At 65.5% G+C, this 16325-nt stretch carries 14 protein-coding genes and 2 pseudogenes; 13 read left to right on the forward strand and 3 right to left on the reverse strand.

The genetic code is table 11. The features are described 5' to 3' along the window. The first annotated feature begins 94 nt into the window (after positions 1-94). Positions 95-1057 (forward strand): class 1b ribonucleoside-diphosphate reductase subunit beta, encoded by a 963-nt coding sequence (nrdF, locus tag EET10_RS08240; protein ID WP_122502047.1) that lies wholly within the window; start codon positions 95-97, stop codon positions 1055-1057. A gap of 93 nt (positions 1058-1150) precedes the next feature. Next, positions 1151-1423 (forward strand): annotated as a pseudogene (locus EET10_RS08245) (transposase); the annotation flags it as partial. 235 nt (positions 1424-1658) lie between these two features. Here the strand turns inward: EET10_RS08245 and EET10_RS08250 are convergent. After that, entirely contained in the window at positions 1659-2018 is a 360-nt protein-coding gene (locus EET10_RS08250) for a hypothetical protein (protein WP_036406696.1), read from the reverse strand. 778 nt (positions 2019-2796) lie between these two features. Here EET10_RS08250 and EET10_RS32200 point away from each other — a divergent pair. Further along, positions 2797-2895 (forward strand): annotated as a pseudogene (locus EET10_RS32200) (hypothetical protein); the annotation flags it as partial. A 78-nt stretch (positions 2896-2973) separates the two neighbouring features. Next, positions 2974-3357, forward strand: coding sequence for a DUF3349 domain-containing protein (locus EET10_RS08260; protein ID WP_036406701.1), 384 nt, complete (start codon positions 2974-2976; stop codon positions 3355-3357). On the opposite strand, the gene EET10_RS08265 is transcribed toward EET10_RS08260, so the two are convergent. Beyond that, positions 3346-4386, reverse strand: a complete 1041-nt coding sequence (locus tag EET10_RS08265; protein WP_036406704.1) for an NAD(P)-dependent alcohol dehydrogenase — start codon at positions 4384-4386, stop codon at positions 3346-3348. The genes EET10_RS08260 and EET10_RS08265 overlap by 12 nt on opposite strands. A 100-nt stretch (positions 4387-4486) precedes the next feature. Then, positions 4487-5581 carry an iron-siderophore ABC transporter substrate-binding protein gene (locus EET10_RS08270; protein ID WP_063466908.1) on the reverse strand — a complete coding sequence of 365 codons (1095 nt, stop codon included), beginning with the start codon at positions 5579-5581 and terminating at the stop codon, positions 4487-4489. 179 nt (positions 5582-5760) lie between these two features. On the opposite strand from EET10_RS08270, the gene ctaD reads away from it, so the two are divergent. From ctaD to EET10_RS08315, 9 genes are all read left to right on the forward strand, one after another. After that, entirely contained in the window at positions 5761-7506 is a 1746-nt protein-coding gene (ctaD, locus tag EET10_RS08275; RefSeq protein ID WP_036406826.1) for an aa3-type cytochrome oxidase subunit I, read from the forward strand. A gap of 25 nt (positions 7507-7531) precedes the next feature. After that, positions 7532-8767 carry a phosphoserine phosphatase SerB gene (gene serB / locus EET10_RS08280; RefSeq protein WP_036406707.1) on the forward strand — a complete coding sequence of 412 codons (1236 nt, stop codon included), beginning with the start codon at positions 7532-7534 and terminating at the stop codon, positions 8765-8767. A 170-nt stretch (positions 8768-8937) separates the two neighbouring features. Next, a complete protein-coding gene (locus tag EET10_RS08285; protein ID WP_036406710.1) occupies positions 8938-9285 on the forward strand; it encodes an ArsR/SmtB family transcription factor in 348 nt (115 codons plus the stop codon). Positions 9286-9293: 8 nt separating this feature from the next. Continuing rightward, positions 9294-9773, forward strand: coding sequence for an NADH-quinone oxidoreductase subunit B family protein (locus tag EET10_RS08290; protein WP_036406713.1), 480 nt, complete (start codon positions 9294-9296; stop codon positions 9771-9773). A 53-nt stretch (positions 9774-9826) separates the two neighbouring features. Further along, complete coding sequence (locus EET10_RS08295) at positions 9827-11746, forward strand: proton-conducting transporter transmembrane domain-containing protein (protein WP_244601888.1); 1920 nt, start codon at positions 9827-9829, stop codon at positions 11744-11746. Further along, a complete protein-coding gene (locus EET10_RS08300) occupies positions 11743-12702 on the forward strand; it encodes a respiratory chain complex I subunit 1 family protein (protein WP_036406719.1) in 960 nt (319 codons plus the stop codon). Before EET10_RS08295 ends, EET10_RS08300 begins: the two co-directional genes overlap by 4 nt. A gap of 4 nt (positions 12703-12706) precedes the next feature. After that, a complete protein-coding gene (locus EET10_RS08305) occupies positions 12707-13366 on the forward strand; it encodes a hypothetical protein (protein WP_036406722.1) in 660 nt (219 codons plus the stop codon). Continuing rightward, complete coding sequence (locus EET10_RS08310; RefSeq protein WP_036406723.1) at positions 13366-14832, forward strand: proton-conducting transporter transmembrane domain-containing protein; 1467 nt, start codon at positions 13366-13368, stop codon at positions 14830-14832. The genes EET10_RS08305 and EET10_RS08310 overlap by 1 nt, the downstream gene beginning before the upstream one ends. Further along, positions 14829-16319 carry a hydrogenase large subunit gene (locus EET10_RS08315; RefSeq protein WP_244601886.1) on the forward strand — a complete coding sequence of 497 codons (1491 nt, stop codon included), beginning with the start codon at positions 14829-14831 and terminating at the stop codon, positions 16317-16319. Before EET10_RS08310 ends, EET10_RS08315 begins: the two co-directional genes overlap by 4 nt. Positions 16320-16325: the final 6 nt, after the last annotated feature.

The raw sequence follows: 16325 nt of genomic DNA on the forward strand, positions 1-16325 counted from the left end.
CACGCAAAACACAACCTCTTGTGTTGCGCCGCCTTGTCGGACCCCAGGGGTAGTGTTTGAGACCTAAGGGCGGCAGCCGTTCTGGGAGGCGAAAATGAAGGTTATCGACCGGGTCTCAGCGATCAACTGGAACCGGCTGCAAGACGAAAAGGACGCCGAGGTCTGGGATCGGCTGACCGGAAACTTCTGGTTGCCCGAGAAGGTGCCGGTGTCCAATGACATCCCTTCCTGGGGCACGCTGACCGCCAACGAGAAGCAGCTCACCATGCGGGTCTTTACCGGTCTGACCATGCTGGACACCATCCAGGGCACCGTGGGTGCGGTCAGCCTGATCCCGGACGCGCTGACCCCCCACGAGGAGGCGGTGCTTACCAACATCGCGTTCATGGAATCGGTACACGCCAAGAGCTACAGCCAGATCTTCTCCACCTTGTGCTCGACGGCCGAAATCGACGACGCCTTCCGCTGGTCGGAGGAAAACCCCAACCTGCAGCGAAAAGCGGAGATCGTGCTGCAGTACTACCGCGGGGACGAACCGCTCAAGCGCAAGGTGGCCTCCACGCTGTTGGAGAGCTTCCTGTTCTACTCGGGCTTCTACCTGCCGATGTACTGGTCGAGCCGGGCCAAGCTGACCAACACCGCCGACATGATCCGGCTGATCATTCGCGACGAGGCGGTCCACGGCTACTACATCGGCTATAAGTTCCAGCGCGGCCTGGCGTTGGTCGACGAGGCCAAGCGCGCAGAGCTCAAGGACTACACCTATGAGCTGCTGTTCGAGCTCTACGACAACGAGGTCGAATACACCCAGGACCTCTACGACGAGGTCGGGCTGACCGAAGACGTCAAGAAGTTCTTGCGTTACAACGCCAACAAAGCGCTGATGAATCTCGGGTACGAGGCGCTGTTCCCCCGCGACGAGACCGACGTGAACCCCGCGATCCTGTCGGCGCTGTCGCCCAACGCCGACGAGAACCACGACTTCTTCTCCGGGTCCGGGTCGAGCTACGTGATCGGCAAGGCCGTGGTCACCGAGGACGAGGACTGGAACTTCTGAAAGTGCAGGTCAGCCCCCTGATCGCCGCGTTGCTTTGAACGTTACCCAGGTGTCCGACGCCCGCTAGGTCGGCCGCCAAGCCCTTGCATGCCCACCGCCTTCCCCAAACAAATCTGGCGTCAAATTTGGTCCACCAATCCCCAGGAACGGCTAAATAAGGAGGTACGGCGCGACACCGACGTGGTGGGCATCTTTCCCGACCGCAACGCCATCATCCGTCTAGTCGGGGCGGTATTAGCCGAACAGCACGACGAATGGATCGAAGGCCGCCGCTATCTTGGCCTCGACGTGCTCGCCCGATCCCGCATGCTCACCAGCACTGACAAACCCACCGACGACAAGCCCGCAACCACACCGGCCCTGACCGCCCTAAACTGCACCCCGAAGGGTCACGCGATCGAGGGAACTCTTACACCACGCCTTTGGGCTTGGCCCCGACGCACCTGCAATGCAACGTGGCCCGCAACAACCGGAAGCGGGAGCCGCCGGTACGGCATAGCCGGACCTGGTGACCCCCTGGGGGTCGCCCTATCGACGGCTACGCGCGGCAGCCCTCACATTGCCGCAAAATACCCTCGGTAACGATTTCCGCAGGCGGTGGTCAGCAGCCGATGTCAGGATTTGGCGGCGAACCTGCTGCGTCCAGATGGAAGCTGGCCTGATTAAACCTGTGGGGATCAGGCGCCCTCGTTCCATCTCCCTGAATGTCTTCAAGCTGCACCTCTGCCATGTAAGGTCCGGCGGTCCGCAGCGTGGCGCTGTCGAAAGTCACGCGATAACACTCATCGAGCGTTAGATCCCACGCGACCGTCGCATCGGACGGCAACTCCTGTCGAACGCGCGCTAGAGCCGCGTCTCGGTTGACCGGATGCATATTGAGGGCGTACATCTGGATTCTTCCAGTGCCCATGTCGGAGACCTGGACGTAGACAGCACCGTTGAGTGCCAGATACGACGGCAAGCTCGGTCGTCGCCGTAGACGTAGCCGTTGGCGAAGGCTGGGTTGGGTGTGTGGGTGGCGTCCCAGTCGGCCCGCGTGGCACCGATGCCAGGGATCGACGGCGATGGGATCATCGAAGTTACTGGCGGTGGCGCTTCGGTTGCTGTGCTTGCCATGCTTGCCGAATCGCTGGCCGCTGGCTCCGGTGAGCACGCCGCCGATACGAAGCAGCTTGTCGCGATGAGAGCGACGATACGGACGGGCATGCCGCCCAAAACCTCCTGCTTTAGATGATTCTGGCCGACTGGACTGTCGACTTCGCCCTATCCAATGCAACGTAGTCGTCCGCCTGATGGGATCGCGCCGCGTTTAGCAAAAACCTTGCAGTCAATTCACAGCTGACGCGGACCGTAGTCCGGTTCTGGGTCTATCCTGCTGATCGCTAGCAACCAACGACCAACGCTGATGGGGGCCGCTGACGCTTGCTCGCCGACGGTTGGCGACGCGGTGTACGCCCTGGCGGACCCGCTGCCAGCGTGAGAGGGCGCGGTGTACCGGTGGGCGAACCCGACTTACACCCAGTTGCGGGGGGCGTTGACGGGGCGCACGATGGGGTGCGCCGGCAACAGCACCACTCAATGCTGCCAGCCCGCGCCAACGTGCTTCCGGTGCGCGCCTAAGTCGTGCCCATACCTTGCCCACAATCTGCCCACGGTTACAGGTAATTCGAGCGAGTTCCCAGGATGCGTTTCGGCCTGCTCACGCGCTGCCGGGACCACTGACCTGAGTGCCAGATTAGAACCGCGACTTCTTCTCCGGCTCGGGATCGTCCTACGTGATTGGTAAGGCCGTGGTCACCGAGGACGAGGACTGGAACTTCCACCCGCACATGTGCTGACCGTGAACGATGCATGAATTGTCGGCACGGCACACCCGGGAGGTAGCGCGGTCACACCCCTCCCGTGACACTGTTTGGGTGACGAAAAACTCGCGTGCTCATCCCCATTTCCTGCGCTCGGTCGTTCGGTGGCTGCAGACCGGCTACCCCAACGGCGTCCCGGGACCCGACCGGGTGCCGTTGCTGGCCTTGCTGCGCAGCACGCCGCTGACCGAGGAGCAGGTCAAGGAAGTGGTGCGCGCCATCACCGCCGACGGATCGCCGGCCACAGCCGACGGTGTGATCAACCGCGACGAGATCGCCGAATTCATCTCCGGCGTGACGCACCACGACGCCGGGCCGGAGAACATTCAACGGGTAGCCGGCAGGCTCGCGGCCGCCGGCTGGCCGCTGGCCGGTATCGACGTCAGCGAGGCTACACCCGATGAGGACGCTGTCGAAGAGGTTGCGTCACAGGCGTGAAATGTCGATGACGAAGCGATAGCGCACGTCGCTGGCCAGCACGCGCTCGTAGGCTTCGTTGACGTAATCCGGTTCGATGAGTTCGATCTCGGGCGTGACGCCGTGTTCGGCGCAGAAATTCAGCATCTCCTGGGTCTCGGCGATCCCGCCGATGTTCGACCCGGACAGACTGCGCCGCATCAGCGCCAGCGCAAATGCCGGCACCGGCATGGGGTGTTCGGGGATACCCAGCTCGACCATGGTGCCGTCGACGTCGAGCAGGTTCAGGTAATCGCCGAGGTTCAAGTTCGCCGAGACGGTGTTCAAAATCAGATCGAAGCTGCCGCGCAACGTGCGGAACGTGTCGGGGTCGGAAGTGGCGTAGTAGTGTCCGGCGCCCAGCCGCAACCCGTCTTCCATCTTCTTCAGGGATTGCGACAGCACTGTCACCTCGGCGCCCATGGCCGCGCCCAGCTTGACGCCCATGTGGCCGAGTCCACCCAGGCCGATGATGGCCAATCGGGTGTCGCGGCCCGCGTTCCAGTGCCGTAGCGGCGAATACAGCGTGATACCCGCGCAAAGCAGTGGCGCCGCGGCGTCCAGCGGAAGCGCGTCGGGGATGCGCACCACGAAGTTTTCGTCGACGACGATCGCCTCGCTGTAGCCGCCCTGTGTGGACTGGCCGTCCTTGCCGATCGAGTTGTAGGTGAAGGTCGCTCCGGGTTTGCAGTATTGCTCGAGGCCGGCCAGGCAGCTGCTGCACCGGCCGCAGGAGTCGACCATGCAACCCACGCCGACGCGGTCGCCCACCTGGTATTTGGACACCTCGGAGCCCACCTCGGTCACCACGCCGGCGATCTCATGCCCGGGAACTACCGGGTAATTCGGCTGGCCCCACTCGGCCCTGACGGTGTGGATGTCGGAGTGGCAGATACCGGCGAACTTGATGTCGATCACCACGTCGTGCGGGCCTGGTTCCCGACGGTCGATCGTGGTCTTGGTCAGCGGTTCGGTAGCCGAGTGGGCGGCATATGCGGAGACAGTGCTCATACGACATCCTTTAAGGGTCTAACTGGGGCCGTAAAAAAGCTTAGCTAAGTTAAGGTTTTCGGACCAGGTGACGGCGATCACGTACAGCGGGTGAGCAGTTTCAGTTGATCGGGGCGTTGATCCAGCGCAGGTCGTCGACGATGCCACGGGCGGCCTCCAGGCCCTCGCCCGTCTGCCATATCTCGTCGTTGACGACGAAGACCCGGTTGTCGCGATTGGCGGACAGCTTGCGCCAGGAGTCACTGTCGAGGATGGTCCATGCACGTTCGGTGGCCTTCGGCGACGCACACGAGACGTAGACGATGTCGGCGTCGGCAGCGGAGAAGTCCGTCCCCCTGGCCAGGTCGGCATCGGTGGCGCCGATCTCGATGTAAGGCTTGTCGGTGAACCGTTGCGCCGCCGGCCGGTCCACTCCGACCGCGCTCAGCACGCTGGCCGGAAAGTTGCGCGCGCCGTATACCCGCATCGTGTTGGTGGTCAGTTGGACAATCGACGCCTGGAAGTGAGTCGCGTCATGCTTGGCTCCGACCTCCCGAGCCCGCTGGGTGAACGCACTGAGTAGCGCCTCCACCGCGGCGCTGCGGGCCGTGGCAGCCCCGACGCCGCGCAGGTTGTCCTCCCAGGCGGCGCCCGGCGCTGCCGTGAACACCGTCGGGGCGATAGCCACCAGCTGCGAGTACAAGTTCGGCGTCACCGCCACCGAGCCCAAAATCAGGTCCGGCCTGGCCGCGGCGATAGCTCGCAGGTCCGGGGAACTACGGGTGCCTACCCCGGGCAGGCCGTGCACCGTCTTGCCCAAATAGGACGGCTGACTCGAGGAGCCGTCGGGCAACGCGGCACCGACCACCCGGGACTGCAGTCCCAGCGCGCACAGTGCGTCGAGCTGGTCGCCGGAAAGCACCACGATGCGCTCCGGCTCGGCGGGAACCTGGGCCACGTCCGGGTTCACGCCGGCAGCGTTGTGGGCCTGCCGGGTCGGCGGCCCGGGATCGGCTGCGGCCGCGTCCCGCGCGCACGACTCGTCGGGTTTTCGAGCGTTTCCCAGCACCCCGGCGCCCGCGATCTGGGTCGTGGGTGTGACCATCGATCGTGACGTTGTGGTGGGGGGCTGATCGGCGCCGCAACCGGTGCACGTCGCAACTAGCGCCGCCAATGATGCAGCGGCCAGACCCCCTCGCACCCCGCCGAATTGCACGCGTCCGACGTTAACACCCGGCCGGCCGGGAAGGGTCTGCCCAAGCGCCTCCGATGCACCCGGACACCGATTACGACAGTTTGTAGGACCAGGCCTGCCCGCGGTGTGGTGGCGGGCTAAGATTCCTGTCAAAGTGAGGTATTAAGACCCTATCCGCGCCGGGATTCTTGGAGGAGCAGTTGACTGCCGAAGCGCCGCCCTTGGGACAACTCGAGGCCATCCGTCCATATCCGGCCCGTACCGGTCCCAAAGGGAACCTGGTCTACAAGCTCATCACCACCACCGATCACAAGCTGATCGGCATCATGTACTGCGTCGCCTGCTTCGTCTTCTTCTTCATCGGTGGACTGCTGGCGCTGCTGATGCGCACCGAGTTGGCGGTGCCCGGTCTGCAGTTCCTGTCGAACGAGCAATTCAACCAGCTCTTCACCATGCACGGCACCATCATGCTGCTGTTCTATGCCACGCCGATCGTGTTCGGCTTCGCCAACCTGGTGCTGCCGCTGCAGATCGGCGCGCCCGACGTGGCATTCCCGCGGCTGAACGCCCTGTCGTTCTGGTTGTTCGTGTTCGGCGCCACTATCGCGATGGCCGGTTTCATCACCCCCGGCGGCGCGGCCGACTTCGGCTGGACTGCCTACACGCCGTTGAGCGACGCCGTCCACTCGCCCGGTGCCGGCGGCGACCTGTGGATCCTGGGCTTGGGGGTAGCCGGTCTGGGCACCATCCTGGGTGCGGTCAACATGATCACCACGGTGGTCTGCATGCGCGCACCGGGGATGACGATGTTCCGGATGCCGATCTTCACCTGGAACATCCTGGTGACGTCCATCTTGGTGCTGATCGTGTTCCCGCTGCTCACCGCGGCGCTGTTCGGGCTGGCCGCCGACCGTCACCTGGGTGCGCACGTTTACGACGCGGCCAATGGTGGAGTCATGTTGTGGCAGCACCTGTTCTGGTTCTTCGGCCACCCCGAGGTGTACATCATCGCGTTGCCGTTCTTCGGGATCGTGACCGAGATCTTCCCGGTGTTTTCCCGTAAGCCGGTGTTCGGCTACACCACGCTGGTCTATGCGACCCTGTCCATCGCGGCGCTGTCGGTGGCGGTGTGGGCCCATCACATGTTCGTCACCGGTGCGGTGCTGCTGCCGTTCTTCTCCTTCATGACGTATCTGATCGCGGTGCCGACCGGGATCAAGTTCTTCAACTGGATCGGCACAATGTGGAAGGGGCAGCTGACCTTCGAGACGCCGATGCTGTTCTCCGTCGGCTTCGCGGTCACCTTCCTGGCCGGCGGTCTGACGGGAGTGCTGCTGGCCAGCCCGCCGCTGGACTTCCACGTCAGCGACACCTATTTCGTGGTCGCGCACTTCCACTACGTGCTGTTCGGCACCATCGTGTTCTCCACGTTCGCCGGCATCTACTTCTGGTTCCCGAAGATGACCGGGCGGCTGCTCGATGAGCGGCTGGGCAAGATGCACTTCTGGTTGACGTTCATCGGTTTCCACACCACATTCCTGGTGCAGCACTGGCTGGGCGATGCGGGTATGCCGCGTCGCTACGCCGACTACTTGCCCACCGACGGGTTCACCAGCCTGAACATCGTTTCGACGATCGGGGCTTTCATCCTGGGCGCGTCGATGTTCCCGTTCGTCTGGAACGTCTTCAAGAGCTGGCGGTACGGCGAGGTCGTCACCGTCGACGACCCCTGGGGATACGGCAACTCGCTGGAGTGGGCTACCAGCTGCCCGCCACCGCGGCACAACTTCACCGAGCTGCCTCGTATCCGCTCGGAGCGTCCGGCGTTCGAGTTGCACTACCCGCACATGGTGGAACGGCTTCGCGCCGAAGCCCATGTCGGACGCGCCCACGGCCCGGAGGACGGCGACGTCACCAGAGCAGACGACGTGAGCGTCCGTACCTGATGCGCGGCACCGGCGGCCGCGACGGGTGACCACGTCGCCCAAAGTGTCGGTGCTGATCACGGTCACCGGCCACGATCAGCCCGGTGTGACATCGGCGCTCTTTGAGGTACTGGCCAAACACGGTGTTGAGTTGCTCAACGTCGAACAGGTGGTGATCCGCGGCCGGCTCACCCTAGGTGTCCTGGTTTCCTGCGGACCGGAAGTCGCCGACAATGCGGCGTTGGGCTGCGACGTCGAAGCCGCCATACACCGGGTAGGCCTGGATGTGACGGTCGAGCGCAGCGACGACGTGCCGATCATCCGGGAACCGTCGACTCACGTGATCTTCGTGCTCGGCCGCCCGGTTACCGCCGGGGCGTTCGGCGCGGTGGCCCGGGAAGTGGCCGCACTGGGCGTCAACATCGACTTCATCCGCGGCATCTCCGACTATCCGGTCACCGGGCTGGAGTTGCGGGTCTCGGTGCCGCCCGGAGCCTATGGCCCGCTGCAGAGTGCCCTGACGAGGGTGGCCGCCGAAGAGAGTGTCGACGTGGCGGTCGAGGACTACGGGCTGGCCTGGCGTACCAAGCGGCTGATCGTTTTCGACGTCGATTCCACGCTGGTTCAAGGCGAGGTCATCGAGATGCTGGCGGCCCGCGCCGGTGCCGAGGGCGCGGTGGCGGCGATCACCGAGGCCGCCATGCGCGGTGAGTTGGATTTCGCGCAGTCGCTGCACCAGCGGGTGGCCACGTTGGCAGGATTGCCGGCGTCGGTGATCGACGACGTCGGCGCGCAGCTGCAGCTGATGCCCGGTGCGCGGACCACGCTGCGCACGTTGCAGCGGCTGGGATTTCGCTGTGGCGTGGTCTCCGGCGGCTTCCGGCGGATCATCGAGCCACTGGCCAGGGAGCTGAACCTGGACTTCATGGCGGCCAACGAGCTGGAGATCGTCGACGGGATACTCACCGGGCGGGTGGTCGGCCCCATCGTCGATCGTCCGGGCAAGGCCACGGCACTTCGCGACTTCGCCGAGCGGTTCGGGGTGCCGATGGAGCAGACCGTCGCCGTCGGCGACGGCGCCAACGACATCGACATGCTGGCCGCCGCCGGGCTGGGCATTGCATTCAACGCCAAGCCGGCGTTGCGGGAGGTGGCCGACGCCTCGTTGAGCCACCCCTACCTGGACACGGTCCTGTTTCTGCTGGGCGTGACCCGCGGTGAGATCGAAGCCGCCGACGCGCTCGACGGCGTGCTGCGCCGCGTCGAGATCCCGCCGGATTAGGTGCTGCCGAGCAGACGCGGAATCGCACGAAATCAACGATTTCGATGCGATTCCGCGTCTGCTCGCCGGGCAGGGCCGGGCCCACGCTGCGGTGCCACCCAATGATTGATAAAGTTTTCAATTGCTAAATTGATGTATATCTGAACCGTAGAACTACTGGGTGAGGTCAGGTGTCGGAGCCGCTCTACAAGCTGAAGGCCGAGTTCTTCAAGACGCTGGGACATCCGGCCCGGGTCAGGATTTTGGAACTGCTTTCCGAACGAGACCACACCGTGGCGGAGCTGTTGCTCGAAGTGGGTCTGGAGTCGTCCAACCTGTCTCAGCAGCTGGGCGTGCTGCGGCGGACGGGGGTGGTGACGGCACGCAAGGACGGCAACACGGTCATCTACTCGATCACCTCACCGCTGATCGCCGAACTGATGGCCGTGGCCCGCCGGGTGCTGACCGGGATGCTCAGCGGCCAAGTGGCAATGCTCGAAGACCTGCGAGCGGGCGGCCCAGCGGCGGACCGGCAGTAGGTCCGGGCATGGGTTGGATCGGCAGAATCATGCGACTCGGCCGAGTGGCAGAAAGCGCGGGACCGGTGCCTGAGCCAACCGTCGACCCACCAGCCGGGGTGCGCGGTTCCTTGCAGGTGCGCCATGTGGACGCGGGCTCGTGCAACGGCTGCGAGGTGGAAATCTCCGGGGCATTCGGACCGGTCTATGACGCCGAGCGGTTTGGCGCCCGGTTGGTGGCTTCGCCGCGGCATGCCGATGCGCTGCTCGTCACCGGGGTAGTGACGCGGAATATGGCCCAGCCGCTGCGGAACACCTTGGCGGCGACGCCGGCACCGCGCCTGGTCATCGCCTGCGGTGACTGCGCGCTCAACCGCGGTGTGTTCGGCGACGCGTATGGCGTGGTCGGTGCCGTCGGTGACGTCATCCCGGTCGACGTCGAGATCCCGGGATGTCCACCCTCGCCCGACCAGGTGGTCGCGGCCCTGCGGTCGGTGACACGCAGGTGACCGCGGATTTCGCGGACGCGCCACCGGAACACTCGGTTACGTTGCGCCGCAACATAATAGGTGCCTTCACCGCGGGCGCCGCAACGACCGGACTCGGGGTGTCGGGAATTGCATTGGGGCTCAACGGCGTATTTGGTGTGGGACTACGAATGCGGGTCGACTGGCTGGTGCCGATGATCGGCGTCGACCTGGAAGTGAGCCGGTTGGGTGCGTTCTTCATGGCGCTAACCGGTGCGGTGGCCGTCGTCGTCGGCATCTACAGCATCGGATACACACGGCGGGAACAGGCCGGCGCCGTCGCGCTCACGACGCTGCCCGTGTTCGTCGGTGCGATGCTGCTCGTTCCCGCCGCCGGCTCGGTGACCACGTTCCTCTTGGCGTGGGAATTGATGGCGCTCAGTTCGCTCGTCCTGCTGCTTACGAATCATCGTCGGAACGAAGTACGCTCCGCCGCGCTGTATTACGCGGTGATGACCCAGTTGGGCTTCGCCGCGATCCTGCTGGCCTTGATGGTGCTGACGGCAGCGGCCGGAACGGATCGGTTCGCCGACATGGCCGGGATTCAGGACGGAGTACGCACTAGCGTATTCGTGCTGACGCTGCTGGGTTTCGGTTCCAAAGCCGGCCTGCTGCCGCTGCATGCCTGGCTGCCGAGAGCGCACCCGGAAGCGCCCAGTCCCGCATCGGCATTGATGAGCGCCGCCATGGTCAACCTCGGCATCTACGGTCTGATCCGCGTCGATTTGCAGCTGCTGGGGCCGGGCCCCAGGTGGTGGGGCGTGGCCCTGCTGGCGGTCGGTGCTGTCACCGCATTGTACGGAGTGCTGCAGGCCGCAGTGGCCGCCGATCTCAAACGGCTGCTTGGGTTTTCGACGATCGAAAACATGGGACTTGTCACCCTTGCGCTCGGGGCGGCCACGCTGTTGTCAGCAGCCGGGGCCGCCGCGGCGGCCGTGATCGCGATGACCGCGGCGCTGTTGCACCTGGCTGCCCACGCCGCATTTAAGAGTCTCGGGTTCTTGGCGGCTGGGTCGGTGCTGCTGACAACCGGACTGCGCGACCTCGACAAGTTGGGCGGCCTGGCCCGGAAAATGCCTTACACCACAGTATTTTTCGGAATCGCCGCGTTGGGTGCCTCGGGGCTGCCGTTGGGCGCCGGGTTCGTCAGCGAATGGCTGCTGGTGCAGTCGCTGATCCACGCACGGCCCGAGCACAACACCATCGTGGGGCTGGTGACTCCGCTGGGTGTCGGCGCGGTGGCGCTGACCACCGGTTTGGGTGTGGCCGCGATGGTGAAGGCGTTCGGCACCGGATTTTTGGCGCGGCCGCGCTCGGAGGTCGTGGATCACGCGCGCGAGGCGTCGTCCAGCATGCTCGTCGGCATGGCAGTAGCCGCAGTCGGCTGTGTCGTGGTTGCCGTGGTGCCGTTCGTCGTCACCGGCACCCTGCAGTCGGTGCTCGATACCCTGCCCGTATCCCGGCACGCCGATCTGACGGGCCTGGGTCCGATGCTGCGGTTGCCGGGTACTGCCGGCTCGATCGCGCCGGGCTTGCTGGCCGTGGCCCTGGCCCTGGCCGTCCTGACCGTGTTGGCGCTGGCGCGCTGGGGGTCGCGTCATCGCCCGGACTCCGTGAGGTCGCCGTTATGGGCCTGCGGCGCCGACGAACTCAGCTCGCGCATGGAATACACGGCGACGTCGTTCGCCCAACCGCTGCAGCGGGTGTTCGACGACGTGTTGCGGCCCGACACCGGCATCGAGGTGACTCACCTGGAGCACACCCGCTATCACGTGGCCAAGATCGAATACCGTGCCGAGGCGTCCGACGCCATCGAGGATCACGTCTACGCGCCGGTCTTACGCACCGTCGCGCGGTGCGCACAAGCCATCAGGTGCGCGCACAACGGAAGCGTGCACCTCTACCTCGCCTACGGCGCGCTCGGAATCCTGATCGTCTTGGCGGTCGCCCGATGAATGCTCTTTCCGTGGTTGCCGGCGCGGCGCAGATCGGTGCAGTCATGACCGGCGCACCACTGGTCGTCGGATTGATGCGTCAGGTCCGGGCCCGATCCGAGGGGCGTTGCGGCGCAGGTGTTTTGCAGCCCTGGCGGGATCTGCGAAAGCAGTTGCGCAAGCAGCAGGTCACCCCGGACGGCACCACGCTGGTGTTCGCGGCGGCACCGGTGGTGGTCGCGGCCACCACATTGCTGATAGCTGCGATCGCGCCGCTGGTTGCGACCGGCTCGCCGCTGGACTCGGTAGCCGATCTGTTCGTGGTCGTGGGCCTGTTGTTCCTCGGCACCGTCGCCTTGACGTTGGCGGGAATCGACACCGGTACCTCGTTCGGCGGTATGGGCGCCAGCCGGGAGATCACCATCGCGGCCCTGGTGGAACCGACCATTCTGCTTGCCGTCTTCGCGCTGTCCATCCCCGCGGGGTCGGCCAACCTCGGCGCCATCGTCGCGTTTAGCCTCGATAATCCCGCGGAAGTGCTGTCGCTGGGCGGAATTCTGGCGTTCGTGGCCCTGGTGATCGTCGTCATCGCCGAAACCGGACGCCTCCCGGTGGACAATCCCGCGACCCATCTGGAACTGACCATGGTGCACGAGGCGATGGTCCTGGAATACGCCGGACCAAAGCTTGCTCTGGTGGAGTGGGCCAGCGGCATGCGACTCACCGTGCTGCTGGCCCTGCTGGCCAACCTCTTTTTCCCATGGGGAATCGCAGGTGACAAGCCGAGCTTGATCGGCGTGGGGATAGGCGTCGCGGCGGTCGGCATCAAGGTCGCCGCGGCCGCGATAGTCCTGGCCGGCGCGGAGGTCTTCGTCGCCAAGCTACGACTATTCCGGGTGCCCGAACTGCTCGCCGGCTCGTTCCTGCTGGCCCTGTTGGCCGTGACATCGGCCAACTTCTTTACGGCCCAGGCGTGATGGCGTGACCGACCTCGACTATGCGGGCGTGCTGGACCTCGCGCCGGGTGGACTGATACTGACCGCGGTGCTGATCGTATGGCGGCGTGACCTGCGCTCCATCGTGCGGCTGCTGGCGGCCCAAGGCGTTGCCCTGGCAGCGATTCCGATGATTGTCGGCGGCCACGCCCATGACTGGGAACTGGTCGGGGTCGGGCTGGCGCTGCTCGTACTGCGCGGGGCGGTACTGCCGTCGCTGCTTGCCCGGGCGCTCGGCGCTGACGATGCGCCGCGCGAGGCGACACCGCTGATCAACACCACTGCGTCGCTACTGATCGCGGCGGGCCTGACGGTGGTCGCGCTGGCAGTCGCTCGGCCTGTTGTGGCCCTGGACTCCGATGCGGCGGTCAGCGCTGCCCCGGGCGGCCTGGCGGTGGTGCTGATCGCTTTGTTCGTGATGGTGACGCGACGGCACGCCATCTCCCAGGCCGCGGGATTTCTCATGCTGGACAACGGGATTGCGGCTACAACATTTTTGCTGACCGCCGGGGTGCCGCTGATCGTCGAATTGGGCGCCTCGCTGGATGTGCTGTTCGCATTGATCGTGCTCGGCGTGCTGACCGGACGACTGCGCCGGATGTTCGGCGGCACCGATCTGGACCGGCTGCAGAGATTGCGAGACTGATGACCATTCTGATGCTGGTGCCGATACTGGCGCCGCTGATCGCGGCCGTCGTCGCGGTGGCCGGCGGCTGGCGCCGGTGGACGGCAGCGCTGACTGTGCTGTCCGCGGTGGCCGTGCTCGCATCGGGCGTGGGGCTTGGTGTCCAGACGGCAGCCCGAACGCGGGTCGTGCTGGCCGGGATGCTGCGCGTCGATGCGCTGTCGGTGACCATGCTCATCGTCATCGGCGTGGTCGGCACCTTGGCCACCTGGGCAAGCATCGGATACCTCGACTCAGAACTCGAGCACGGTCACACCGACCGCCGAGACGCGCGCCGGTACGGTGCGCTGACGCCGGCGTTCCTGTCGGCGATGGCGGTCGCCGTGTGCGCCAACAACATTGGCGTGATCTGGGTGGCGGTGGAAGCCACTACGGTGATCACGGCCTTCCTGGTCGGGCACCGTCGCACCCGCACCGCTTTGGAGGCCACCTGGAAGTACGTGGTGATCTGCTCGGTCGGTATCGCCGTGGCGTTTCTCGGTACCGTTCTGTTGTACTTCGCCGCCCGGCACGCCGGCGCCGCCGGGGCGACGGCGCTGGATCTCAATGTCCTGGCGGCCCACGCCGCTCACCTCGATCCGGCCGTTACCCGGCTAGCAGGCGGGCTGCTGCTGATCGGATATGGCGCCAAAGTCGGGCTGGTTCCGTTTCACGGATGGCTGGCCGACGCGCACAGCCAGGCGCCGGCACCGGTGTCGGCGCTGATGAGCGGCGTGCTGCTGGCTGTGGCTTTTTCGGTATTGATCCGGCTGCGGCCGATCATCGACGCCGCGGTGGGGCCGGGTTTCCTGCGCGCCGGACTCCTGACGACTGGCCTCGCGACAGTCCTCATCGCAACTTTATTGCTCACTGTCACAACGGATCTCAAGCGCATGCTGGCGTACTCATCGATGGAGAACATGGGACTGATCGCGATCGCGGCGGCAGCGGGCACCAAGCTGGCGATCGCGGCTTTGCTGCTGCATGTGCTTGCCCACGGCATCGGCAAGACGGTGCTGTTCCTGGCCGGGGGGCAGTTGCAGGCTGCGCACGACTCGACGGCCATCGCCGACATCACCGCGGTGTTGTCGCGGTCCCGGTTGGTCGGGTGGTCGTTCGCCGTCGGCGTCATTGCCTTGCTTGGATTGCCGCCTTTCGCCTTGTTCGCCAGCGAGGTGTCGATCGCTCGATCGCTCGCCAGTGCCGGGCTGTCCTGGGTGCTCGGCGTCGCGCTGTTGTTTGTGGTGGTGGCTTTCGCTGCTTTGGTCGGCAACGCGCAGCAGATCCTGCTCGGCGTGCCGAGCACGGGAGCGCCACGGATCGCCGTGCCCGCCACGGTGGCGGCCGCACTGGTGACAGGCGTCGTGGCATCGGTCGCGCTGGGTGTTACGGCGGGCCCGCTTTCCGGGTTGTTCAATGCGGCCGCCGGCCAGTTCGGGTCGGGTTGATGGAACGAAACATGGTGCGGCGAAAGGTTTCCGGTGATGAGCTCATCCGGGCGGTGGATGAGTTGCTGTCGGCCGGCTATCGCCTGGCCCTGGTGGCCGCACACGACGACGGCGACACCCTGAGGATCGTCTACCTGCTGCTGGCGGGACAGCCGGACCGCCGTGTGGAGCTAACTTTCACCACCGACGCGGCCTCTCCGTCCGTTCCGTCCCTGGGGCATCTGTCGATTCCCGCGGGGCGCTTCGAGCGGGAGATGATGGACCTGTACGGGGTTGTCCCGCAAGGGCATCCGCAACCACGGCGGCTGGTGCGGCATGGGCACTGGCCGCAGGAATGGTATCCGATGCGTCGTAACGCCGGTCAGCCGCCACCGTTTCCGGCCGCCGGCCGGTTTCCCTTCCTCACGGTCGACGGCCCGGGCGTTTACGAAATACCGGTCGGGCCGGTGCATGCCGGCCTGATCGAGCCGGGGCATTTCCGGTTCTCCGTCATCGGCGAATCGGTGTTGCGGCTCAAGGCTCGACTGTGGTTCGTGCACCGGGGTATCGAAAAGCTCTTCGAGGGACGAACTGCGCTCGGTGCCGCGGGGTCGGTCGAACTTGCCGAGCGGATCAGCGGTGACAGCGCGGCTGCCCATTCTCTGGCCTACAGCCTGGCCGTCGAGGAGGCATTGGGATTGGCCGCGCCCGAACATGTGCACCGGCTGCGCGCCCTGCTGGTCGAACTGGAACGGCTCTACAATCACGCCACCGATCTGGGAGCCCTGGCCAACGACGTCGGCTTCGGCTTGGCCAACGCCCATGCCCAGCACGTTCGCGAACGCCTGTTGCGAATCAACCGCAGGGTGACCGGACATCGCCTGCTGCGTGGCGCGATCCGGCCCGGCGGCGTGGTGCTGCAAGAGCTTCCGGAACCTGACGAATTGCGTGCGCTGGCACACGAGGTCGCCGAAATCAGTGAGCTGACCCTGCGGAACACGGTGGTCTATGACCGGTTTGCCGAAACCGCTGTGCTGACGCGTGACGACGCGCGTGCCATCGGTTGTCTCGGGTATGTGGCCCGCGCCAGCGGCCTCGCCACCGATTCGCGCCTCGATCAGCCGACCACCACACTGCCGGTCGCCCTGGTAACCGGCACCAGCGGTGACGTACTGGCCCGCTACGCGATTCGGCGTGATGAATTCGCCGCATCAGTTGCGCTGGCCTGCACGCTGATCGAGGATCACCGCGGCCCTTTACGTTGCGATTCGCCACTTCGGTCGGCGACAGTCGGCAATTCGGGGGTGGGCATCGTCGAGGGCTGGCGTGGCGCGGTCGTGCACCGGGTGGAAGTCGACCGGGCGGGGCGCATCACCCGATGCAAGGTCGTCGACCCTTCCTGGTTCAACTGGCCCGCGTTGCCAGTCGCCATGGCCGACACGATCGTCCCGGACTTTCCGCTTGCCAACAAGAGCTTCAACCTGTCCTATGCGGGCAACGATCTTTGACTGCCG

Origin of the sequence: Mycobacterium pseudokansasii (assembly GCF_900566075.1) — a bacterium.
Classification (GTDB): domain Bacteria; phylum Actinomycetota; class Actinomycetes; order Mycobacteriales; family Mycobacteriaceae; genus Mycobacterium; species Mycobacterium pseudokansasii.